This is a genomic window from Marinobacter sediminicola (assembly GCF_031157525.1).
Taxonomy (GTDB): Bacteria; Pseudomonadota; Gammaproteobacteria; order Pseudomonadales; family Oleiphilaceae; genus Marinobacter; species Marinobacter sediminicola.
In genome coordinates, this window is the sequence record NZ_JAVIXR010000013.1 from 20,469 (window position 1) to 44,273 (window position 23,805).

The 23,805-nt window shown below is 48.9% G+C and carries 20 protein-coding genes; 9 read left to right on the plus strand and 11 right to left on the minus strand.

Annotation, left to right across the window (positions count from 1 at the left end; all coding sequences use genetic code 11):
- Positions 1-80: 80 nt before the first annotated feature.
- Positions 81-998, minus strand: coding sequence for a restriction endonuclease (locus RG807_RS15260; protein ID WP_309045658.1), 918 nt, complete (start codon positions 996-998; stop codon positions 81-83).
- A gap of 32 nt (positions 999-1,030) precedes the next feature.
- Positions 1,031-1,237 (minus strand): helix-turn-helix domain-containing protein, encoded by a 207-nt coding sequence (locus RG807_RS15265; protein WP_309045659.1) that lies wholly within the window; start codon positions 1,235-1,237, stop codon positions 1,031-1,033.
- A 150-nt stretch (positions 1,238-1,387) separates the two neighbouring features.
- Here RG807_RS15265 and RG807_RS15270 point away from each other — a divergent pair, with 150 nt between their 5' ends.
- From RG807_RS15270 to RG807_RS15290, 5 genes are all read left to right on the plus strand, one after another.
- Positions 1,388-1,624, plus strand: a complete 237-nt coding sequence (locus RG807_RS15270; RefSeq protein WP_309045660.1) for a hypothetical protein — start codon at positions 1,388-1,390, stop codon at positions 1,622-1,624.
- Positions 1,617-2,840, plus strand: a complete 1,224-nt coding sequence (locus RG807_RS15275; protein WP_309045661.1) for an Arm DNA-binding domain-containing protein — start codon at positions 1,617-1,619, stop codon at positions 2,838-2,840. The genes RG807_RS15270 and RG807_RS15275 overlap by 8 nt, the downstream gene beginning before the upstream one ends.
- Before the next feature lie 52 nt (positions 2,841-2,892).
- A complete protein-coding gene (locus RG807_RS15280) occupies positions 2,893-3,144 on the plus strand; it encodes a hypothetical protein (protein ID WP_309045662.1) in 252 nt (83 codons plus the stop codon).
- A gap of 65 nt (positions 3,145-3,209) precedes the next feature.
- Positions 3,210-3,581, plus strand: a complete 372-nt coding sequence (locus RG807_RS15285) for a hypothetical protein (protein ID WP_309045663.1) — start codon at positions 3,210-3,212, stop codon at positions 3,579-3,581.
- A 124-nt stretch (positions 3,582-3,705) separates the two neighbouring features.
- Entirely contained in the window at positions 3,706-4,068 is a 363-nt protein-coding gene (locus RG807_RS15290) for a hypothetical protein (protein ID WP_298453156.1), read from the plus strand.
- Positions 4,069-4,113: 45 nt separating this feature from the next.
- On the opposite strand, the gene RG807_RS15295 is transcribed toward RG807_RS15290, so the two are convergent.
- The 5 genes from RG807_RS15295 to RG807_RS15315 all read right to left on the minus strand — a co-directional run bounded on the left by RG807_RS15295 (position 4,114) and on the right by RG807_RS15315 (position 11,943).
- A complete protein-coding gene (locus RG807_RS15295) occupies positions 4,114-4,731 on the minus strand; it encodes a DUF6088 family protein (RefSeq protein WP_309045664.1) in 618 nt (205 codons plus the stop codon).
- 88 nt (positions 4,732-4,819) lie between these two features.
- Positions 4,820-7,888 (minus strand): tyrosine-type recombinase/integrase, encoded by a 3,069-nt coding sequence (locus RG807_RS15300; RefSeq protein ID WP_309045665.1) that lies wholly within the window; start codon positions 7,886-7,888, stop codon positions 4,820-4,822.
- 5 nt (positions 7,889-7,893) lie between these two features.
- On the minus strand, positions 7,894-10,479 hold the full coding sequence (locus tag RG807_RS15305; protein WP_309045666.1) for a hypothetical protein: 2,586 nt from the start codon (positions 10,477-10,479) through the stop codon (positions 7,894-7,896).
- A 732-nt stretch (positions 10,480-11,211) separates the two neighbouring features.
- Positions 11,212-11,439 (minus strand): hypothetical protein, encoded by a 228-nt coding sequence (locus RG807_RS15310; RefSeq protein ID WP_309045667.1) that lies wholly within the window; start codon positions 11,437-11,439, stop codon positions 11,212-11,214.
- A 57-nt stretch (positions 11,440-11,496) separates the two neighbouring features.
- A complete protein-coding gene (locus tag RG807_RS15315; protein WP_309045668.1) occupies positions 11,497-11,943 on the minus strand; it encodes a hypothetical protein in 447 nt (148 codons plus the stop codon).
- Between the two features lie 1,539 nt (positions 11,944-13,482).
- On the opposite strand from RG807_RS15315, the gene RG807_RS15320 reads away from it, so the two are divergent.
- The gene (locus RG807_RS15320; RefSeq protein WP_309045669.1) at positions 13,483-13,878 is read left to right on the plus strand and encodes a group I intron-associated PD-(D/E)XK endonuclease; all 396 of its coding nucleotides are present in this window, start codon (positions 13,483-13,485) and stop codon (positions 13,876-13,878) included.
- Between the two features lie 150 nt (positions 13,879-14,028).
- Here RG807_RS15320 and RG807_RS15325 read toward each other — a convergent pair whose 3' ends face one another.
- The 4 genes from RG807_RS15325 to RG807_RS15340 all read right to left on the minus strand — a co-directional run bounded on the left by RG807_RS15325 (position 14,029) and on the right by RG807_RS15340 (position 18,980).
- The gene (locus RG807_RS15325; protein WP_309045670.1) at positions 14,029-15,240 is read right to left on the minus strand and encodes a CaiB/BaiF CoA transferase family protein; all 1,212 of its coding nucleotides are present in this window, start codon (positions 15,238-15,240) and stop codon (positions 14,029-14,031) included.
- 48 nt (positions 15,241-15,288) lie between these two features.
- Positions 15,289-16,476, minus strand: a complete 1,188-nt coding sequence (locus tag RG807_RS15330; protein ID WP_309045671.1) for an acyl-CoA dehydrogenase — start codon at positions 16,474-16,476, stop codon at positions 15,289-15,291.
- A gap of 805 nt (positions 16,477-17,281) precedes the next feature.
- Positions 17,282-17,602 (minus strand): DUF4387 domain-containing protein, encoded by a 321-nt coding sequence (locus tag RG807_RS15335; RefSeq protein WP_309045672.1) that lies wholly within the window; start codon positions 17,600-17,602, stop codon positions 17,282-17,284.
- A 16-nt stretch (positions 17,603-17,618) separates the two neighbouring features.
- Positions 17,619-18,980, minus strand: a complete 1,362-nt coding sequence (locus RG807_RS15340) for an acyclic terpene utilization AtuA family protein (RefSeq protein ID WP_309045673.1) — start codon at positions 18,978-18,980, stop codon at positions 17,619-17,621.
- Between the two features lie 1,517 nt (positions 18,981-20,497).
- Between RG807_RS15340 and RG807_RS15345 the strand changes: the two genes are divergently transcribed.
- The 3 genes from RG807_RS15345 (at position 20,498) to RG807_RS15355 (ending at position 23,307) form a co-directional block, all read left to right on the plus strand.
- The gene (locus RG807_RS15345; RefSeq protein WP_309045674.1) at positions 20,498-21,853 is read left to right on the plus strand and encodes a TRAP transporter large permease subunit; all 1,356 of its coding nucleotides are present in this window, start codon (positions 20,498-20,500) and stop codon (positions 21,851-21,853) included.
- Between the two features lie 11 nt (positions 21,854-21,864).
- Positions 21,865-22,113, plus strand: coding sequence for a hypothetical protein (locus RG807_RS15350; protein WP_309045675.1), 249 nt, complete (start codon positions 21,865-21,867; stop codon positions 22,111-22,113).
- Between the two features lie 78 nt (positions 22,114-22,191).
- A complete protein-coding gene (locus RG807_RS15355; RefSeq protein WP_309045676.1) occupies positions 22,192-23,307 on the plus strand; it encodes a porin in 1,116 nt (371 codons plus the stop codon).
- Positions 23,308-23,805: the final 498 nt, after the last annotated feature.

Below are 23,805 nucleotides of genomic sequence, written 5' to 3' on the forward strand. Positions count from 1 at the left end.
ATGCTCCAACCTCTAATTCGAGAATATTGCTTGGTCTCAACCTCGTGTACACCAGACATACATCTGGCGAATTCTCGCGGTCAATCCTCAATAAAATAATCTGTATCGACCTGTTTCACTTCAAAAACTTCTTTCACGTTCACGCCAAGATTGTTCTCGATCATCAGCTGGGCAAGTTCACGCCCATCAATCAGCACGACCTTCATATCCAGCCCTGCTGCCGCATCTCTCGCCCCTACTGAAAAGTCAGACGTAGTAAGGAATACCCCTTTTCGTGCTCGTTGGCGGGTCAAGGCGCCTATAAACTTATCTATCTCGGGGCGGTGAACGGTGTTAACCCAACGCTTGGCCTGTAGGTAAATCGTATCAAGGCCAAGCTTATCTTCCTTGATGATACCGTCGATGCCGTCGTCGTTAGTGGCTTGAGTGGCTTGTCCGGCCTCTTTTCTGGAACCGCCGTAACCCATGGAAATCATCAGGTCGACAACCAGCTTCTCAAAAAACGATGGCGAAGCACTTCTCACTGTTTCCAGGACTTCATCAGCAAGACTTTCCATCAAAGACAGATGGGCGGCTGCCAACTCCTCATCGGGTGTTCCGTTGCTTACCTCCGTGAGTTCGGGCTGTTTAATAGCACTATCGCCTACACCGCTCTTCTGAGTATGGAATTTTTTAAACTCTGGAAACTGCTTCAACCAAGCAACACTTATGTGTTCAGGACCGTTTTCCAAAACATCCAGTCCACGCTCAGTAATCTGCACCATACCCCGCTGCGGAATGGTAAGAAGCCCAGCCTTATTAAGGTAGGTTCTCGCCCAGCCGGCTCTATTGTTGATTACCGTTTGAGTGCCTGACGGCAGTCGCTCCCTTCGTTCTTCATCTGTCAAGCCAAACGTGTCTTTCACGATTTCCCGAACTTCAGCCAAAGACCTAGTCTCACCATCTCCTACAGCTTGGAGAACTGGCCGCATTACTGTTTGAAAATCAGGAATCGCCATGACCTGTATTACTCCATACCAGCAAGTTGTATCTATTCAGAATCCACTAACTCGAATAAATCGCCGACGTCGCATTCGAGATAACGGCACAGAGCTTCAATGACGTCGAGCTCTACCCTACTGGCCGTTTCATGATACAGCCGAGTAATCGTGCCGCGATTAACGCCAGTATCCCTGGCTACATCAACGATCTTCACTTTCTTCTCGCCCATCAATTTAGACAGATGACACTTAATCATTTGGCCCGCCAAAGAACTATTTAACCCACAGGAGATCAAAAAGACTTGCTAAAGGTCTTTAAGGGTGCATAATGGTCTTCAAGAGATCATTTCTATCTTATCCGAATCGAATTGCCCTCCTACACCCGACGATAGCAAAGGAGCAGTCCTATGTCACAGGTATATCTAACCACCCAAGAACTCGCCGAGCGCATCAAGTATGACGTTCGCACCATTCGTGAGCGCCTTAAAGATTCAGTGTTACTGGAAGGCATTCACTACATCCGACCGTTTGGAGGCAGAAAAATCCTCTACATCTGGAATGTAATTGAACAAGACATGATCGGGCATTCAACCAACTATGCCTTTAGCGTTCCAATGGCTGGGGGAGGTGTGTGCCGTGGGTAAGATCGTAGAGCGCCCAGAAACAGGCAAACTATTCTTTGATTTCCGTTATGCCGGAAAGCGTTGCCGGGAACAGACCGCGCTCGATAACACACCTGCAAACCGGAAAAAGCTGGAAACAATACTCAAGAGGCTTGAAGCAGAAATTACTTTGGGGTCGTTCGAGTATCACAAGTACTTTCCCAACAGCCCAGTGGCCCAGAAGTTCACCAAACAAGCTGATGTTCAGAAAGCGAGGGAAGCTCATGACACGCCGCTCTTTAAGGAGTTCTCTCAGGATTGGGCAGGGGAAATGAAAATTCAGTGGCGTCAGTCACACGCATCAACAATAGAGGGCACTTTGAAAAACTACCTCAACCCCTATTTTGGGGAAAAAGAGGTTGGCCACATCACCAAAAAAGACATTCTCGAATTCCGGGCCTCACTCGCCAAAGTAACAACCCGGAGCAAGAAGAGTCTTTCTGCCAGTCGTATCAACAAAATCATGACGCCTTTGCGCATGATCCTCAGCGAGGCAGCCAACCGATATGAGTTTAGCTCACCCTATCACGGGATTAAATCACTGAAAGTCCCCCGAACGGATGTGGAGCCTTTCAGCATTGAAGAAGTGCGGCAGATCATTGATACCGTCCGGCCCGACTTCCGGAACTACTACACCATTCGGTTCTTCACCGGTATGCGCACAGGTGAAATCGATGGACTGCAGTGGGAGCACGTGGATTTCCCGCGGCGCCAGATCCTGGTTCGCCAAGCGCTGGTTGAGGGCCGCCTGGAATACACAAAAAACGACGGCTCCTTCCGCACTATCGAGATGTCGCAAATGGTTGTCGACGCGCTGACCAACCAGAAGCGTGCCACTGGAAACATGAATTTTGTTTTCTGCACTCGAACCGGCGGCCATATCAGTCACCACAACATAACGAAACGGGTTTGGTACCCATTGCTCAGCCATTTGGGCCTGCGGAAAAGGCGGCCATATCAGACCCGCCATACCGCGGCGACACTCTGGTTGGCGTCTGGCGAAAGCCCCGAATGGATCGCTCGACAAATGGGACATACAACCACAGAGATGCTGTTCCGTGTCTACTCCCGGTTCGTTCCCAACCTTACTCGGCAGGATGGTTCGGCCTTCGAGCGCCTGCTTCGGCAAAACTTCGATACCACCAGTTCAAAAGCTTCCGAACTCAAACAGCTCAGCGAGGTGACTCATGCACAGTAATATTTTCCCGATTAGGCCTAATCACGCCCATCTCGAACAACCTGAGCCACACATGCTCAAACGCGAGGATGTAAGGAAGCTCACCGCTGCTCTGGTTATCGCACTGAACATCGCACCAGGCAAAGCCTTGATTCTGTCTCTGGGGCAAGGCCACGAGACTTCGAATTTTGAGGCCGTTGAGTCCTGGGTAAGAGCGGCACTTGCTCGTGAGCAACTGCGGCCTGGGAAGTTCGCTCTGCAGTCACTGCTTCCAGCCCTTGAGAGCCGTCTGCACACCGTTTCTGAAACACTGCCACAACTTTAAATCCAGCGCCCCTCTCTAAATATTGCGCATGCCGTAAGGGAGGGGTGGCTTAAAGGAGTTACACGATGACGTTTAATCCAACTATCGCCCTTTTGTTATTCATCACCTCCATTTCCATAGGCGCGTTACTGATCTATCTGAAAATCAAACCCGGTTCTCTGCGTGATGATAAGACAAACACGACCGATGCAATTCTGCCCCCGGCAGAGCATTTGATTCTGTCCAGTGAGGGCTTCTATGTGTACCAATCCGTGAGCCCATACCCAGGTCAGAGCCCGGTGTATTACCTCGATATCGACGACCGAATCATCACAGCCATACGCGATGCTTCTTCGAGGCAATACGCTGGCATTCGGTGCGTACTGTCTCAAGAGGTTTTGAAACAACTTGTCAGTGCTTTGCACTTTGCGCCCGAAGCCGGAGAGGCTTCGTCCTGAATATACCAATTCCGTTGCACCACGATTAGGCCTAATCGTGGTGCAACGCGGCGGCCTGCTCACTCAAAAACCCTGAGGCTGAGTGAGCAGCCCCTTCTACTATTATTAAAAAGAGGAAAAACCCATGATTCACCCGATGGTTCTGGTATTCGTAATTATTGTGATCTTGAGCATTTGCTTTGCAGTGATTTATCTATTCGCTGAGTTGTATTCCCGTTCTGAAGTCAGGCGCCATGGGCTTGAGCGGGATAGATATGACACTGCTGTCGAAGTGGCTGTGGGGGAAACCTACGCAATCCGCGATCTGCAGAATGATGAAGGTCTGAACAACAGCGCATTCTTAACCATCATCAGCCCAAAATCCCACAACCTAGTACCGGAAACCATGGGCTCACCTGCCTGCATCCATATAGAAACCGATGCTAAGGTCATGGATGAGATCGCCGTATCCTGGATCCAGCATCGAGGTTTGACCTACACCAGGTGAAAAACGTAAGCACTTAAAAAAAAGAATAAAATAATAAAAAGAGAATCAAACCAGAATCGATCGCGCCCAAACGAGCTTACCTGTAAGCACTTCCAGCAACATTGCCTGCTCTTTCGAAGTCAGTGCCTGGAAGGCCTTGGTGAAAGCTTCCCTTTCCTGTGCCGCGTAATTCTCACCGGCATAGCAAAATGCCACCCATAACCCGGCAACTCGCTTTTTCTCAGATCTCGACAATCCCGTTAATAGCCCCACAGTGGATTCGAAAGCTCGATTGTAATCAAACTCAATGACTGCTTTGCCCAGTGCGACAGGTTTGATCCGTCTCGTTGCTATGTACCTGGGCTTCAGTGGAAGCTGTGTCGAGGCTCCAATGTCGTTCAAGATTCTTGCACCGGCAGGGACAATTAATACATCCCGGTTCCTCTCCAAGGCAGACACAACGTCCTCTGGAGACGGCAAAACCTCACCAAACCGAGTATGTTTCGCGCGCCACCATAGACCGCGATCAATGTGCAGTAATTCTCCAGACGCGGCTAATCGCTCAAGCACTCTGGAAGTCACGCTCTCATGCCCGCGAAAGTGGTTTACGATCTCTCGGCGCATGAACACGCTGCCGCCAGGGCGCTGCCGGATGTGCTCTGTAATGCTCTTAGTTACACTCATAAAACACCGGCTAACATTGAGAGCTACTCCCATTTTTGTTTGCGTAAACTGCTTGCGTCGCCCTAATAGCATTCTAGCGTTTTGAACACTATTGATCAGTCCAATTCCTAGATCGCAGTACGGGCTCTGCAGTGGCAAGCATCACCATGAAATAGCGGTATCCAAATGAGCGTCCATCGTAACCATCTGCCTCACCTCCAAAATTTGGCGCTATAAAAAGCCATTTGGCCTCAACCTTCTTTTCTTCGTTCACGGGCGCCCTGAGCTGAATCATATCTCTGTAGGTCAGCCCCAAGGCTTCTTTCCACTGCGCCCGATAGGGTGACCGCTTTCTCAAGTCACTGTTGGCAAATTCGATCTCCCGACGCTGGAAACCCAGCATTTCGAGAAATCGAAGATATTTCTTCGCCATATCGGGCGTTTCAGGTTCTCGAAATATCAGTGGCGTTGTTGTCTTCCACTGGTTATGGACGTAGTAGTCAACGATCTCCCAAACCAAGTCCGGATCTTCGTGCAAAACGCTTGAGACGCGGCCGATGAGTTCTTCATAGAGTTCTCGGCTGCGTCGAGTCACAGGTTCGGTATGAAGGTTGATTGACTCCGCATCGGGCTCCTCATTACCGGGGCCGGAAAACCGATGCCTAGCGCTCTGCGGCCGTTGTGGGTTGCTCCTGAGCCCAACCAAGTACTCTATCTTGGCTTCGAGCAGCTGCCCTTCCTCAAGGCTTAGCCCAAATCGCTTGACCAAAATTTCTCTATTGGTAAAAGTCCTCTGTCGATACTTCAGATACCGCTGAATGGACGCGAGTATTGCCTGGATCGTTCCCTCTTCAAACTCGGCGTCCGAACTTGGCTGATCCGTTGGGTTGATAGTCGTTATTCGGTTTGGATGCTCCTCCCTGACTCGGCCCAAAAGACCTTCGACACCGCGTTGTTTCAATAGCCGGTACGCAGAGGAGGTGGGTATACCCGACGCTCCAATCAACGTCTTTTCTTCAAATAGCTCCCTGCGCTCATCAATAGCTACCGCAGCTAGATCCATCGTGTGGATGTAATGCTCAAGGCTCATATCGGGGCTTGCGTGCCCGAGCAACCGAGCGACGGCATACAAATCTGGTCGATGTCGCCCTTTTAGCAGTCGCTCGTAGAAATGAGGTGATTGGTTTAGCCACTCTTGTGTCAGTGGCTGTTCAGGCAAAAGCACTCGCCCTTTACCATGGTGCGCCAAAGACAACCTCAAAAAAGTCCAGCTAGCAAAGCTATGACGAAGGTGGTGGTAACGTAAAGAGTTGTCTCCCGTCACCGCTCGCATGTGCCGGTGGAGAATAGGAATTACTTTCTCCTGATCAATCGGCATCCACCCTTTCTTTGGAACGGAAAACAACGCATCCGTACAAGCAGTTGCCCGCTCATCTTCTTTTCGACGCTTCACCCAATCAGTTAAAAGGGTGAGCTCGTCTTGCTCCAGTAACGCATAGAGCGGAAGCCTCCGCACCGCATTCGCCGTCTTCAATTCGCGCCCCATGTAACGCCGAACAATAATTTCCTGTCGACCCAAAAGGTGGACATCTTGAATTCTAAGCATCAGAGTCTCCATCCGCCGCAAGCCACACCGAAACCCCAAGATGAAAATCAGTTCGGCAATTACCGGAAGGTCCTCGGCAATCAGCTCCAGGTCGGCTTCTCTGATGCGGCAACGAATCTTCTGGTAATCATCCAGGCTGATGAGGTTTGCATCCACCGGCTGGAGAACCGAGCCACCCCCAAGATTCGTAATCTCTGAAATCTTTGGTACTCCGCAGGTGCTGTGCAAAAAGAAGTGGAACTCCCGGAGTCCCGCACAAAGCTTATTGCGGAGTCCACTGCTCGAGGCGTCTGAAATCACTTCCGTATACAGTTCATCAAACTCTGAATTGTCATAGTTCCGGATATCCCCCTCTCCTGCTAAAGACACAATACGAATGCCTGTATCGCGCACGTACCGAGCAATAGTCGAGAGGGAAAGCCGCTTACCGGAAGAGGCTGGTTTCGTGCATAGATGAAGTGCCCATTCTGCCAACAACTTCTCTGTTGCACCGAAGGGACCTTGGTCATTTTCAAGCAGAGCTCTAAGCTTCTTTCCGGCACTTTCCCGATCAGTCGATTTCAGGGCGCTCCAAATGCTCACACCCCACTCAAAGGTCTCCAAATCAGTTTCTGAATCATCATCAAATTTGGAATACTTATCGCCATCGATTGAATATTGCGGGGAATCTCCAGGAGCGCCTGAAGCAGGAAAGACACCATTCAGGCGCTGCCATACTTCTGCTCTTAGCGAATGGCTAATGTGGGCCCGTGCCATGAATGCCCCCAAACATACTGGCAACTCATGGTAAGTCAGTGCTTTGCTGGCCCCAATGAACTCCGAAAAATTCTTTGGTGGTTTATCGATCTCACCGCACTGTTTGAACAACAAACGAATGAACGGCCATAAAGCCTTCGCTGGTGTTTTGGGCTGCCCAACATCGTCCGCAACTTCGAGCTTAAGTTGAAGAAAAATAAATTCCGTTACAGCGTCAGGAAACCACCGACGACGTTCGAGATCTTCAATCCCACGCCAGGGCAACTGAAGGTCCAAGTGTGCCCGCTCTTGGATGACTGTCAGCCTCTGGCTTGCCACCTTGAGAAGCTGATGCAGAACAGTCCCTTCCACAAGGCCGCCGTTAAGTGCAGCGCTAACAAGAAAGGCCCCAAGGCTCAGGCGTGAATCCATATCGCGAATTGAGACCGTCTCGATCCACCTGTTAAACGACAAGCGCCATTCCTCTGCCCGCTCGGCCTGCACGGGCGCAAAATCTTTAAAGACGCTTGGTTGTGGATCAAGCCGAATGGGTACAGAGGGCAGAGGAAGCTCGTGACCACCCGTGCGATTGGCATATTCAACAAACACACGAAGAAATTTTCCGTATCGAGTAGACGAGCTCTTACCAAGGCTTTGGTGGACGCTCTTTTCCAGAGCCCGCATCTCCTCGGGACCGCATGATTGCTCTGATCGCCCGGAGAGAATAGCAGCGCCAGCTAACTCACTACCGAGCAGAAAGTCCTTCACGCATTCAGCAGTCTTCCGTGTATCCTCCTCCAATTCCAGCGCAAAAAAACTGTCCCAGACACGATCCATCAGTTCTACCCTCCAGCAAGACGGCTAGCAACCGGCTCGAACGTCAGCTCATTTATGATCGGCTCCAGATAGTGCACCATCATGTCGCGGTACTGTTTTGTAGACAGCGAGGAATACCGACACCAGGGTTCTTCGCCATAGCTTGCATGCCCCATGAATGCATTCACATAATCGGCGGGGCAGCCGGCCTCCTTTAACTCCATTCGCATAAAGCGCCGGTGGGCATTTGCGGGCAACCCCAGAAAGTCATCCAGCTGTTTTTGCATGGTTCGGGGGCGAACCTCCTGAGTTCCCGACCGATCGTTGCTTTCCGAAATAAAAAAACAGGGGGCTACCTCTACCTCTCCACCACGCTTCAGCCTGGGCTGGTAACCTGCTGACAGTACCTGCAAGTGCCGTTCGTAATGTTCCAATTGTCGGCAAACGGCGCCTGGTAAATAGCTCAGACGGGTCTTTCGCTTATGCTCATCATCTTTGTCGGCGATCACCGTGACGCACAAATGCTCATTCACTTCGTCAAGCACAAGGAATGGCGTTTTTACCGCGCGGTATCCTGTAGCAAAGGCGAGCATCTGGACCGTATAGAACGTATAGATGTTGTGGTAGAGGGCAAAATCAGCCCATCCAGAATAGGTTCGAGCGGAGCGGAGCCGGCATTTCAAGTCAGCCACAGCTTTAACAACCGCCTCCTTCGAGGCACACGCTCGACTCCCCACATAAGAGGCCAAATGCTTTGCCCCTTTGAGATGCCTTTCGAAATTGCTATCTAACTCCAGTTCCGCATGCTCCGCCAGATTTAGCGCAGTTTGAACGTAGGTATCAAACAGATCCCCTTCCCTTGGGGTGTAGTAGTAGCATTTAGTTTGGGCAAGAACGTGTGGCTGGCCAGTTATCGCTACCGCATCCACGACATCTCCGGTTTCAGCCGTAATCGCATCAAACATAACCTTTTCCCAGCGACCCCACGTCACGCGCTCCGACTCCCCAGCCTGCTGTACAAAATTTCTGAAAGCTCTTTTGTATTGCTTAATGGGGTACGTGAAAAGCTTTGTTTTCGGGGATGGTCTCAGGCCTCGGTCTTTAAGTAATTGCATCACAGAGTCACCGATTCCGCTCAGATCTGGCAGAAGAACATGCTCTACTTGGGGCCTGACAACCTCATCTGGCACTCTAAGCAGCGATTTATATTCAGGAAATGTTGCCTTGACTCGCCAACGGCTTTCGCCGGTGGAGGTCACTAAGCACAGAGGAGCATGACTACGCCTGTTAGAGCTGACTGGTTGAACACGAAGATCCCATGCTTTCTCCCACGAGGCGCCTGTCCACAAAACAATGAGAACTAATAACGCGAGTTCACAGCGCGCTCTATCCGCAGTCGATCCCCTGGTGAACGATTCTGCTTTTAGATAACAGTTCGCTTGGGTTACTACGTTATGAATCTCTTGGTCAGTCAAAGACTGGTATCGCCAAGGAAGGTGCTGATTGGCCATTGCGATATGACGAGATTGATTTCTTGCTCTCAGAAAGAGCAAAGCAGGGTTCGTGGGTGGGTTTGTGTCTCCTTTTTCATTGGCGCCTAGAGGCTCTGAGAAAAAGTAGATACCCTGCCCGTCATCAAAGGGCGGCTCATCATGCTTCAAACGATTCGCCACCAAGCCTTGAGGGGGAAATGCTGGCACGTACCAATCGGAAGTACCGCCTCCGGTATCTACGGATGAACCATCAACAATTGCCTGAAAGTCAACATAGCCTGGTTCACCTTCGCCACCTCCGCCACCCTCGCGATCATAGCTTTCCCTGGACACCCAAGACTTTGTCCCGTAAGCACGCTCAATGAAGTAAACAAAAGATCGCAGCCCGGTTTGCCGCCTTTCTTTAGCTCTATCAATCTGACGTATATCTCCAGAATGTGAGACTGGATTGATGTTCCGTAGGCACGCCCGAACCTCTCGTCCGAACTTCGAGGGAAGCATAAAGGGCTCAGTGGCCATGAGCTCTTCCTCTGCAACACCGTGACTCAAATCCCGTAGCGCAAGTCCCATTGCGTGGGCACTTTTCGGTGAATCAAGCAGCGGACTATCGCCATCGTACTTTTCGTATTCCTCTCGCAAATGGGTTTCTCGTACCACACGAGCGTGCGCACAAAGAGCTTGAGCCTGCAGTGCTGAGTATCGAGGCTGTAATTCGGGGTTTTCCTGACGATTCCACAAGGCGCAATACAGAGGGTGCCTCGTAACGCCTTTTCTCAACAGCGGGTTGTGTCTAGGCCGTCTAGGCCGTTCATCAAAGGATGGCCCGATGGCCTTAACTAAACCTTCGACATTTTCAGCGACCCACAGACACAGAGATTGCCACAGCCCAAAATTGGTGCCCTCTTCATTAGATAGCCACTCTTCACTGGGAAACCTAAGTATCTCGACCAGATTTCTGCTGATTTGGACGAAGGCCAATAGCTGTGGATGGGCATTAATCTGATAGAAGAAATTCCTGACAAGCGCTGCCGAATAGCCTGCCTCTTCTGCTTTTGCGATGAATATCTGTTGAGGTCTACTGTCTTTGGGCGCAAGCCACACGAGTGCCGTTTTAGCCATGGGTCGCCCTCCCTTTTCCAAATCGCATGGTTCGACGATAGGCTGCTTTTGAAGGGAAAGGAGGCGGCAACTCCAAATCGCTGCTCCACTCGCGCAAAATACTGTGGAGACTTATGCTGTCTTCTGCAGGAAGACCGTAAACTACATTCGGATAGTAAGTTTCGAGTAGATAATTCCGGCTCCAATACTCCGACTTAAATCGCCCGTGTATGAGGCTGACCGGCACCTTTTGATCGGGTGACAACCACGCACGACAAAGCTCCCACGCGCGCACATTTCCAACGCATCGATAGTTTTTACGATACCTATGCACGTAGATTGGAAAAACTCTCAGCATGTCGATGAAGTGCGGCAGGTGAATGTCCGACGGGCTCGGTTGTGCCAATGGGTGGAGGCGGTATTTTTTTCTGATGCTTTGGAGATTATCGTGGAGCTCGGGAATGTCGCCTATCGGGAGTATGGTATTTTCGAAACGGAACGGGAGTATATTTGAGGCCATTTGCCCTCCTTCTGTGAGACGTCTAAAGGTCGTATGCACAGAACTTACGGTGAGGGCTTTTTTTGCACGAAATTCTATCTTATTGTTTTTCCTTTATTATTTTATTAATTAACAATTAATATCCAGTTCACTCTTGTCACGTGGCTCTCCGTTTGACCCTTGCCCGTGATGCTGTAGAAGCAGCTTTGCCACTACCTCTCAGCCGTCAGAATGTCTAAAACACACTCCCAAACCTACTCCTCCTCGGAATGGTTCAGGCCTTTCGGGACATCGCCTGTGGCTCTTTCTTCCGGGTCATCCCAGACCGACTCAAACGGCTGATCATAGCGCTTCACTGAGCCTTTCAAGCGCTCCAGTGGCTCAAGCTCTTTGGGCAGTGGAATGGCTAGTTCGTCAGCGTGAGCTTTATCAGCATCTAGGCCTTCGAGCAGTTCTTTTTCTTGCATTCGCTTGATATTCACTTGGGCCTCCAATAAATCGGTGCATCGTTTGACGATGCATAAGTCTCTAGGGTGAGGCTAGCTGTGCATTGCATCCAGGTTCCGTCGAATATAGTAAAGGGCGTCCATCGAGCCTTGTTTAATCAAATAGTCGCGGATTGAGCTCCCCTGCAACCCCATCAGATCAATGGGCTTCTGAAACCACTCATAGGCCATGCTTTCATGCCCTGACGGAGTGATTCGAGTTAGCCCCTTGTGGATACCCAAGAGCAAACTGATCCGGTCATTCACATCCCGGGACACTTCAACAGTCGCTCCGCTGTTTACTCGGTGTTTCCAGTCGCCAAGAGTCCGCAGGCTGATGCCGCCTAACAAACGCCCGAGATCGCTCATGGTCAATCCCCAGAGTCCTTTGCGTTCAAATAGCCAACGAAGGCCTGCGGTGCTGTGCGTAGCCGTAAGCGTCGGGCCGGACTGCATAGGAACTACTGTGTCAACGGGGCTCTGTTCTCTCAAACTTGCCATATGCTTCACCCTTAAAGCTCTGTTCTTTTTCCGTTTTCCTTTTCACTTATAGAGTATAGGCAACCCGGCACAAGCAAGGAAGTTAGAGGGGAGCATGTCAAATGATTCACTACACTACGCCCTTTGTGCAGCAACGATTTAACGCGATGCTAGCAGTGGCAACCGTTAAATGGGCAACCCTCCGAAGGACGGGGATCGTCTTCCCAGGCACTGCTATTAACGACCATGATCAGCAAAAAAATCTTGCGATATCAGCTGTGCCGTAATTGCTTTTTATGAGACAAATTATAAAAGGTTCGTCAAAACAAGAAGGTGCCGCTTCATCTCCCCGATAGACCTGCCTACCAAAGAGACGGTCGGGCTGGCACTAAAGATTTCAATTGGTCACCGTGTGGTAGGTCTAGCGGGTGAATCACTAGTAAGTCGATAAAAAACAATAAATTATAGATTCCTTCCCGCATAACCTACCAACCGAAGGGACTATAGACCGGCACCAGCGACATTTGCGGTCCCCTAGTGGTAGGTCTAGCGGGGAGAGTTTGCTCTTCATTGGCAGTCGCAGGGGGATGATCTCGAGGCCACGCCCCTTCAAACCTACCGAAAAACCCAATAAGTCGATGAAAAACAATTAACTACAGATTCCTCCTCGCATAACCTACCACGCTGAAGTGGTAGGTTATGCGGGGAGAGTTTGCTCTCCATTGGCAGTCGCAGGGGGGTGATTTCTAGACAACGCCTCTTTAAAACCTAGCGAAAATCGAACAAATCGATTAAAAACAATGAACTACAGAGTCTTTCCCGCAGAACCTACCAACTGGGGGACTGTCAGACTGGCTCCTGCGACGTTTACTGAACACCCCGTGGCTGGCGTAGCGGGCGAACCATAAATAATTAATTTAAAACAACAGCTTACACAATACACCTGCAGAACTTACCGATCTAAGGGAGTGTCAGGCTGGCACCAGCGACCTTTGCCGGTCACCTAGTGGTAGGTCTAGCGGGGAGAGTTTGCTCTTATCGGTCTTAGCTGTGAGATGACTTCGAAGTAAAGCCTCTTATAACCTACCATTCAAAACGGATAATGTAGTGCTCAACTAATCCCGGATAGTATTTTAATACTTTTCCTCAGCTGCAACTGGCAAGATACCAACAGGCGGAAAACTCTGTTCAGCAGTACAGCGAAAGCAGGGACGTTTTCACTTCGGCCTGGCGACAGTCAATTTGTTGGATAGACTCCCAAGTTCAGTTACAGCAATGCAATGATTGCCTTGACCACCAGCATTCTGTGCGATGCATGGATTGACGCTACCCCCTATCGCTGATAAATTCCAAATTCAAATTGATCACGGCCTTTAGGGTCTGATAGTGGCATTCACGAAAGATATCCCGTTCGGGGTTCTTCGAGGCTGGCAGCCTTTGTCGCTAGATGTCAGTGATAGCTGCATGGTGATTGTAAATTGGGGATCAACCTTTAGGGTGGTCCGGTTCGTATTCGGGGAGCCATAGCCCGACATACGGCATCAATTTATAGGTGCCACCATGCCCATCAAAAACGCACAGCGTACTGCTCCCGCTTACCGACACTACAAGCAAATTTCATACGAAAACCTAGCCGCTAGCTGGTTTACGGCTGATGGCTGGGAAGTGTTTATGCCAGTTACAGACCATGACCGGAAAACCGATCTTGTTGTGGCTGACGACAACCACTACTACCGCATACAAGTGAAGTCTCTTGAAAGTGGCGATGATAACGTGTTCGTCGAGAATAAGTGGCGAGAGGCCAACATTGACTATGTTATCTACTTCTCGCGAACCTCCAACTGGGGCTATATCACTCCCGCCTTTTCACAAGCTAGGCGCAGACTCAACTCTGCGGGTCATGTGCGCTTCCATCAACATCAGAAACCCTTTTCGAAGGCGTTCAATAGGGCATGAGCTTTACCCGTTTGTTGCGGACCGTAAGGCTTTTTTTGGTATGGCTCAACAAACGATTGACCTGATCGTGGCCCTGTTTTAGGGCCACCCAGAGTTGCGGAAGAATAACTTAAAATACTGCCCGGGATTAGTTGACCACTACAAACAGCCTTACAGAATAACGCCTTTGTTTCGTAGGCTATCTAGAAAGCCCTTACGATCAGGAAAAAGCTCCGACAACACGCTCTCGGTGTGTTCGCCCAATCTTGGGGGAGGCGTGTCAGCATTCATAGGATTATTATTGAAACGGACTGGATTACTCACTAAATTCACTTCGCCAGCTTCCTCATGCGGCATGGCCACCTTCAACCCTCGGTGCTGCACTTGCGGATCAGCAAACACTTGCTCAATCGAATTGATCGGCCCACAAGGCACTCCTTCGCGCTCTAAAGCCTCAAGCCAAAAGAGTGTTGGCTTAGCTCGAATTAGGCTCTCAATGTTAGATACGAGTAGCTTACGGTTTTGTACTCGACTTCGGTTGCTAGCAAACCTCTTATCTAAGGCTAAGTCGGGCACACCCGCCACCTTACAAAAGCGCCGGAACTGGCCATCATTACCAACCGCCAAAATAATGTGACCATCAGCGGTACTAAAGGCTTGGTAAGGAACGATGTTGGGATGTGAATTACCCATACGCTGTGGCGACTGTCCCGAGGTCAGGTAATTCATAGCCTGATTCGCGAGCATACTAACTTGAACATCCATTAACGCGACATCAATCCACGCTCCTTCACCAGTCCTGCTGCGACCTATTAATGCAGAAAGTATTGATGTAGTTGCGTACATGCCTGTGAATAGATCCACCACCGCCACACCTACCTTCACTGGCTCTCCTCCAGGCTCCTCATCCGGTCGGCCGGTGATATCCATCAACCCCCCCATACCCTGAAGAAGGAAGTCATAACCTGCCCGCTTAGAGTATGGCCCGCTCTGCCCGAACCCCGTGATTGAGCAATAAACGAGGTCTGGCTTAACTGTTTTAAGGCTGTCGTAATCCAAGCCGTAGCGTTTAAGCCCCCCGACCTTAAAATTCTCAAGGACCACATCACAATGTGTAACTATCTCTCGAATTAGAGCCTGGCCTTCCGGTTGCGCTATATCCACAGTGATGGAGCGCTTACCCCTATTCGCGGACAGGTAATAGGCGGCTTCCTGTGTGCCCTCCAGATAAGGTGGCCCCCAACCACGGGTGTCATCCCCCCCTTCTGGATGCTCAACTTTAATCACCTCGGCGCCCATATCTGCTAGGTGCTGGCTGCACCAAGGTCCTGCCAATATTCTGGACAGATCCAGCACACGGATACCTGCTAGAGGTTTCTCCATCGTAATTCTCCTGAGCGGGCCACGGCCCGCTCTATCGCATATCAATGATTAACAAAACGCCTGAATGTCAGTCTGGGCACGACCCAAAATCAGCGCATGCACATCATGAGTACCTTCATAGGTGTTTACTGTCTCAAGGTTGAGCATGTGTCGCATGACGCCAAATTCGTCGGCAATTCCATTACCGCCATGCATGTCGCGAGCAACTCGAGCCACATCCAAAGCTTTGCCACAGTTATTGCGCTTTATCATAGAAATCATTTCTGGAGCCCAACTGTCATTGTCCATCAAACGACCTACCTGTAAGGCAGCCTGAAGCCCCAGCGTGATATCCGTTTGCATATTGGCAAGTTTTAGTTGAACCAACTGATTAGCTGCTAGCGGGCGGCCAAATTGCTTACGATCCAACGTATATTGACGGGCAGCATGCCAGCAAAATTCAGCCGCACCCATAGAGCCCCAAGCAATACCAAACCGGGCCTTGTTCAAACACCCAAAAGGGCCTTTAAGACCGCTCACATTGGGAAGCAAGTTCTCTTCAGGAACAAACGCTTCGTCCAGCACTATTTCGCCAGTAATTGAAGCTCGCAGACTCAACTTGCCCTCAATCTTAGGAGTGGAGAAACCTTTGGTGCCACGCTCTACAATAAAACCCCGGATCTTACCTTCATGGGCTTCAGACTTAGCCCATACAACTGCAATGTCGGCAATTGGGCTATTGGTAATCCACATTTTCTGGCCACTCAGTAGATAGCCACCATCCACCATCTTCGCACGTGTAATCATGGAGCCAGGGTCAGATCCATGATCCGGCTCAGTCAACCCAAAACACCCCACCATTTCGCCACTAGCCAGCTTGGGCAGGAACTTGTGCTTTTGCTCTTCAGAACCGTAGGCTTCGATTGGATACATCACCAACGACGACTGGACGCTCATAGCGGACCGGTAGCCAGAATCGACCCGCTCAACTTCACGGGCAATCAAGCCATAAGCTACGTGCCCCAATCCAGCCCCACCGTACTCTTCAGAGACTGTCGCACCCAACAAGCCCATTTCACCCATCTCGGACAGAATTTCGCGGTCAAAGCGCTCTTCGCGGTAAGCACTCAACACTCGCGGCTGAAGCTTTTGCTGAGAGTATGCTCGGGCAGCATCACTAATCTGACGCTCTTCTGTGCTCAGCTGCTGACTCAGCAGCAGCGGATCTTCCCAGTTAAAACTTGACGAATATGACATATCGAATCTCCAACGGTTTTTAGTGTTCTAATCCCGGACAATATTTTAAGGCTTTCCTCAGCTGCAATAGGCGAAATGCGGCCGTTGAATGCATGAGGCCGTTGCTGACTGCAGCAGTCTATTAAATAGCCACCAACATCTTTTCTAGAATCTGGCAAATTGCGATATCCCAGAGAGGGTATCCATTCGGATTTCAGGCTTCGGGACAGTCTCTCCTTCGGTGCGTTGTCCAGGCAACTTCCACGGCGGCTTGTGTTCTGTATTCTTCGATGACGCCAGAGTCACTTACGGAACGTACGGCTGGAATACTGACTTCCCTGACCTGAATTAAACGTTACCTTTTCCGGTCGATAACGCTGCTACCAGGTATGTTCCAGAGCTTTTACAACCAAACCGGGATCGGAACTGGAAGGAATCACCCAGGCGGCCCCATCGATGACCGCTCCAGATTTAGGTGATATCACCGAACCAGACCTGGCCGAGCTGCTTCCTGCTCGAGTGCAAGAGTAAAGGCAAGTCGTTTTCTCGGCATCGACACCTCGTTTATAGTGGTATTCTTGCTACCTACGTGAATGTACCGAATCATCGGATCACTACACCGACCCACTCGATCCGATTGGCAGTGTCCGTGAAGTGCCCACCAAGACCACATAGCCTCTACCTGATTACTCTAAAGCGCTGCAATTATTATCTGGATTCGAGATTTAGGGGTTAGTTAACTTCATGGACTGTAAGCAAGTCCATGAAGTCTATTAACAACTTCAAAATGTTCTCGAAATTACTTCACACGGTCATACTTCTACTTTCATACGGGGACGTCGATATCGAGAAATGGTGCATATTGTTGTGCTCCGAAAATATCTCCATCTCCCGCACTTCCGCTCGGCTTTAGCCTCTTGATTGTGAACTTTATTGCAAATGCAGGATCATATTTCACAAAATCCGAGATGCGATCTTGGCTAATGTTTAATATTTTACCCACAGTCTCTCTTGAAATAACTTTAGAGGATTTTACTTTTTCGTACTCCTCCTTTTCTCTAAATATAATATCAAACGTAATCTTATCAGTTCCTGCATTCTTACTTCTAACAGTCTTTGCCAGTTCTGAAAGTTTTTTAGTTTTCATTTGACGCTCCTTATTTTTAACCTACTGTCTTTGTATGGGTAGGGAAAAGTTCCAATGGGTCATCCACGGCCATTGTATGATTTAGAGTCCAGGTGTAAGCCGCGCTTGCCGGTAAAACCTCATCAAAAATGAATGATACCCCTCCGGCGGTGCCTTTAACTTCTGGAAGCCTTGCATAAAAAAGTTGGCGAGTACCCGTGACTGCGACCTCTTCAGCCATCTCCTTTGTTGGAGCGATACCCTGAACAATTACCATCAACTCATGTGCTGGAGAATTTCTTAAGGGCTCCATATCGCCCATAATCCCATCTCTTCCAAAAACATTATAATGAAGTTCCCAACCACTATCTCCAAACTTTTCCTTTACTTGATCCCGCGCCCAATCAATGACCTTGTCAATATTTTTTATAGTATAAGGATCCCTTACACCTGCCATTCCAACAAACCTTTCTCCTATTTTACCGGACCCCTCCAACTTCACTCTAAACTCTGTAGCGTCCTGGAATTCCATTCCAGTTACTTTTGTTGTTTTGTCACTCACTTGAACATAATGACAGTTGGTCATGTCCAGTAGACCACCCGCAACATATTCATGAAAAGGATTGCTGCGCTCATACATAGCATGTCCTGATACAGAAGCAACTGTGCAACTTTGTTCAGGGAGCATTGCTGTAACTGAAACATCTTCTTGCGTTATTTCACCGAGAACGGTTTCTTTAGCACCATATGGCTCAGCACAAAATGATGCACACTCAAGAACTTTTCCTAGATAATATGATTGAGCTTTTGGGAAACCGTTAAACAGTGCCGGGGCTGCAAAAATAGCACTGTCGGAACTACGACCACCAATTATCACATCGCAATTTTGCTTTAATAGTTCTAGGAATGGGTGCACCCCTGCCATTGCAACAATTCGTTCCGTTTTTTCAAGTGTTTCTATATCCAGTGCTTGACGATCGTCAAGCCCCTCAATCACTGACCCAGATTGAATTTTTTCTTTCACATACTGATGACTTACTTCAGAGTAAAACCAGCCAATTTTAAAGGGAGGCAAGTCGTGCTCCCTGGCAATCTCATGGATCATTTCCACGTACATGTCGACACGACTATTACTACCTGTGTCACCAGCAGAGCCAATGATCATAGGCACATTCTTCTTACGGGAAGCTAATAGCATTTCCTCAAGATCATGCCTCTGCCAAGCTTTCGGGCTTGCACATGTATCACTACCTAAGGGGCCCGGACCAATATCATCACTGCCAGAGTCTGCAGCAATCACATCAGGACCAGCCTCAATACCTATATGAAAGCTTCCCGTTTTTAGTGGAGCAAAGCCAAGATGGCCATTAGGGCAGATAATTTTCAAAGATTTATTCATTTTTCAGTCACCTGTACTGTAGTTGTTATAACAGGCTTAAAGTATATGCATGTATTCTGGCTCGCGTCAACGAATTTTCCGCTTTTCTTAAGCGTGAATTATTTTGCCGACTTTTAACCACCCGACAAGGCCGGAAAAGCTAATCATCTAAGAAAGGGCAACCCCACATGTTCAGGAAAAAACAATTCTGCGAGAAAAACTTGGTTTGAGAACCGCCGACTCTGAAAGAGGCACAGGGTACAGCACGAGCGGATCGGCGCTGGTAGCCTACCAGCGGGCGGTGATCTTGGGGCGGCAGCCGAGGGGCATAGGCCATTGCGCTTAGAGGAGGGGAAGGCAAAGCCGGCAATAACCATTTACACTGCGCGTTCTGGGACAGGCCTGTGCACCGACCACCTGATGTCGTGGAGGCGCAAAGTCAACGCCAGCCGAAAACGGTGCAGCCGCACTCTAATCTGTACCCGAGAGAACGGCATGCATTTGGCGTCAGATTGCTAGTGCACTAGCATCCCGCCGAATTCTGGCACTAGCCCCCTCCTCCTGAACTTTACCTCTAGGGGCTATGGGCAAACAGACAGACATGAAGTCCAGACACTTTGCCTCATAGCGCCAGCACTCGGCTCGAAGCCTATACGTGACGCTGAACGTATAAAGCACAACTGGGGCGCAGTCTGAATCGATGGACAGAGCCCGAGCGCCCTGAGGTCAACTTAAAGGCGGGACGATCGCCCTTACAACAGTGCTTAATGATAAGCATTACCGGACACATTCGAAGCGCCGTGCTACCACGCCCTTGCTAAAAGCCAATCCTTAGGTGGTCGCTATCACCGACAGTGAATAGTGGATATGAACCTACTCCAATATGCTAGTGCACTTGATCATGACCACAGCCTACGGCAACTCCGGCGCAAGGCAACCCACGGATCGCAAAACCTCTCTGACCCCTCGTCGAGCAAATGAATCACCGAGGACAACATCCTGATTCTATGCCAACCAGATCCAGCAGTGGCGAGCGCGCATAAGGATTGAAAAATCTTACCTGGAAGAATGAGCCAAGCTGACGACCAACCACCGCAAAACACACCTTGCGCAAGGTGCTTTGTTCCCCAGCGCTACAGGGAACAGTGTACATGGTACCTGCAATACGCAGCCCTAATGCTCGGCTTTGGACGAGCCCTCATGTCAGCTCAGAACTTGCACCCTCCCCTAATAATTACGCCAATATTCCATTTTGGAATATCGTTAGTCCTAAGTTTAATATGAATTATATTGACTAGCTGCATTTTTATTTGCGAAGATTCAAGGCTGTTATGACATGTTATATTAAGCTGTCGTGCAAACGCATCAAGCGCGCTATGAGAAATACTGGCAGCCATCGCACTAGGGAGCTTGATGCCTTTAGTCAAAATGGAAATATCGTTGTGAGGATAACTTAAGAATTCGGCTCAACCACCCAAACCACCAACAACGGAATGCAACACGAAAAATCAGCCATCTAAAACAATAAAGGTACCACTATGCCATTTGCGTTAATGTTAATGCTTTCCTTAATTGCCTTCGTGGCAGTTTTTTTTATATTCTTTAAAAGGCCAATGTATGAAATAATGGCTTTATCCTTATTAGGCATAGTCGCTGTTACTGGACAGTGGTCTAGCTTTTTTGATTATTTGATTTTTCCTGCAAATAGTTCTCTTTTCTTTACGATTTTTGCTTTCTTAGCCTTGGCCGCAATATTTGATGCTACCCACGCAGTATCAAAAATTGTAAATATTTTACTAGCTTTAGTAGGAAAATTCAGTGGAGGGGCTGGTTATGTAGCTCTTGCTGCAAGTGCATTTATGGCTTCGTTGTCGGGAACCGGACCTGGGAACGTAGCAGCTTCAGGTGTATTCACAATACCGTTAATGAAGAAGTCTGGCTTTACCCCCCACCTGGCAGCCACTACAGAAATGTCAGCAAGCATGCTTGGCAACGTAATACCACCCGCTGGAATAATATTTCTTACTTTTGGAATTTATGATGCATTTGCCCCAGGAAATTTGACATTGGGAAGCTGGCTTATCGCCTCATATTTAATTGGGCTATGGTTCATACTTCAACGTATTTTAACACTAATGATCCTATGCAAGATTGAAAATGTTAAACCCATACCAAAAGAAGATATTCCTTCATTTAGAGAGTCCTTTAGAGATGGATGGCACGCGCTTCTGTTACCAGTTTTCATATTCATACCTTTATTGCTGTCCGCCCTTCCAGATCACATATTAATTGGTCGACTTGGGGTAGACGGTGCTGGATACTTCTCAAAATCAGTAATGATGTTCACGCCTGGTATTGCTGCTGCATATGCCATTTTAATCTCAAAGAAGGGAGATACTACCTTTGGGATTACTGAAATAATGACCATACTACGAAGCGCCCTACCTAATATAGTGCCGGTTGCAGCAACAATTTATTTGGCCTATTCGCTTTCTCAAGCTTTTTTGGGCATGGGGGCTAATGATGAGATACAAAGTTGGTTTGTTTCTTTAGATCTCAGTGTCGGTGCACTGGTTATAATCCTTCCACTATTCTTTTGCATACTCGGCATGGTTCTTCCAGGGTCCGCACAAGTCGCTATTCTCGGTGGATCAATGATTAGTGTTTTTGGTGCGCTTGGAGGAGATCCTTTGCAATTAGCAATTATGCTGCCAGCTATGACAGGTGCAATGGAAGGTATGACTCCTCCACTTGCCCTTGGACTTTTTGTCGCTATGGGCATAGCTAAATCGGATTTCATAATGACATGTAAGTTGGCTCTAGTGTGGATAGCATCACACCTCCTAATGACTATGATTCTTGTTGCCGGAATCCTGCCAATTATATTTTTATAAAGGAAAGAACAATGAAAAAACTCCTATTTTTATTCTCAGTCTTGTGTGCACTTACGCTCTTTCTCGCCTTTTTGATTGGAGTTATGTTTATTATCGCTTTAACAATAGGCGGGGAGACTGCAGCTGCTCTTTCAAGCTACACACTGTACTTGAAGAGTATTAGCATGTACGTTGCCACATTCGCTGTATTTGTTGGACTACTTCATATTTATATTTCAAAAGAACATGGGTTGAAATTTGATATTAAAAACAACAATTAATTATTTACCACAAGTACGTAGATAACAACTATTATCTTAACGAAAATAAAAAATTACCATTAAAAGAGAAATATTAAAATGAAAAACGAGAACACAAAAAGCCTAGTATCTTGTATTGCATTGATTGTCTGCGGCTTCTCCGCTCCCGTTGCGGTTGCGCAGTCAAAAGTGCCGAATATTTTAAGTGAAGCACCTGTTTCGGACATCGTTGTTGATGTCTTTGGCCAATTAAACTATGGCCTTATGTATGGAGACAGCGGTGATGGCAGTGAGCACTTCATTGTCGATAACGACAACAGTGGGAGCCGGATCGGAGCCAAACTGAAAGGCAATTTGGATGGCACAGATCTAACAATCGGCGCCCATGTGGAACTGGGGTACCAGCAGAACCCCTCTAGTAAAGTGTCTCTCGAAGAACGATCAATAAGTGGCGAATTTAAAGAGCGTCACCTGAACATATTTGTTTCAGGCGACTTTGGTAAAGTATCGCTCGGTCAAGGTGATGGGGCAGCGAACGGAAATATCGAACGGGATCTGTCTGGCACAGGTGTTATTTCCTGGACCAATCCCGCGCTGGTGGGTGGCAGTCTGGATTTTCTTGACGCGGCCACCAATACGCGGGTCGGGCTCGGGGCCGCAATGAGTGACCAGGACTTCGAGAGCCGCTATAGCCGTGTAAGGTATGATCCACCCGCTTTGGGCGCCTTTAAACCAGTGATAAGCCAGGGCATTAGGGGTGAGGACAATGTGACCGAAGTTGGCGTCAGGTTTTCGGGTCAGCTCGGCGGGAAATTTGAAGGCGCTCTGGGTTATTCAGTCAGGAATGTAGGCGGCGTAGCTGACGATTTTGAAACCCTTGGGGGCTCACTGTCGTGGTTGCATGACACGGGTATCAACCTCACGGGAGCCTATTCAACCACCAGTGACGATGACCCGGCTAATCCGGATGCTGATTTTTACCTCGCCAAGGTAGGCTATAAAGTCGGCAAGCATGCGTTTGATATCCACTTTATGAAAACAGAAGACCGCGTTGAGAAGGGCGACTCTGCGGAAACCGTGGGGGTTGGCTATGTCTTTACCCCGATCAAGTGGTTTGAAGCCTATGCTGGCTACAACAACCACTCGCTGGATCGTGCTGGTGCGGACTTTAAGGATATTGACACTGTACTAATCGGGGGGCGACTCAAGTTCTGACCGGTCTGTAAATATTGTCCTGCACGGGTGAGTAACCCAATTCTTGCCGCACCAGATTATCGGTGCGGTTTTTTTTGCATACCAGACATGATAGCGCGTTGCGCCTTGGTGGGCGCAGCTCTCAGAGTCTGTCAACGTAGATGTCGTTTGTTAGCTATAAGCTCTTTAACATATGACCGTCTTTTCCGGACTCCGGGTGACCGACTCCGAGACCGGCTCTCGCGGAGCCTCAGCCTTTGCTGCTTCTATAACCTGCTTTCGCTACTATGCAAGATACTGGCTCACCCCATAAAATAGGTTTCCGACGAACTATTCCCAGAGCTAGTTGTGGTTCCCGGTTTTGATAACGCCTGTCAATTCCGGCACCCTAACGATAGTTCGCTTGTACCCGCCCTCTCCGCTCTTACCTTACGAGCCTTTTCCTCCGCTGCTTACGACAACGGTTAAGCTAAAGGAGAGCAGGTCAGCTTGGTTCCTCCATCACGTCAACGATTTCTC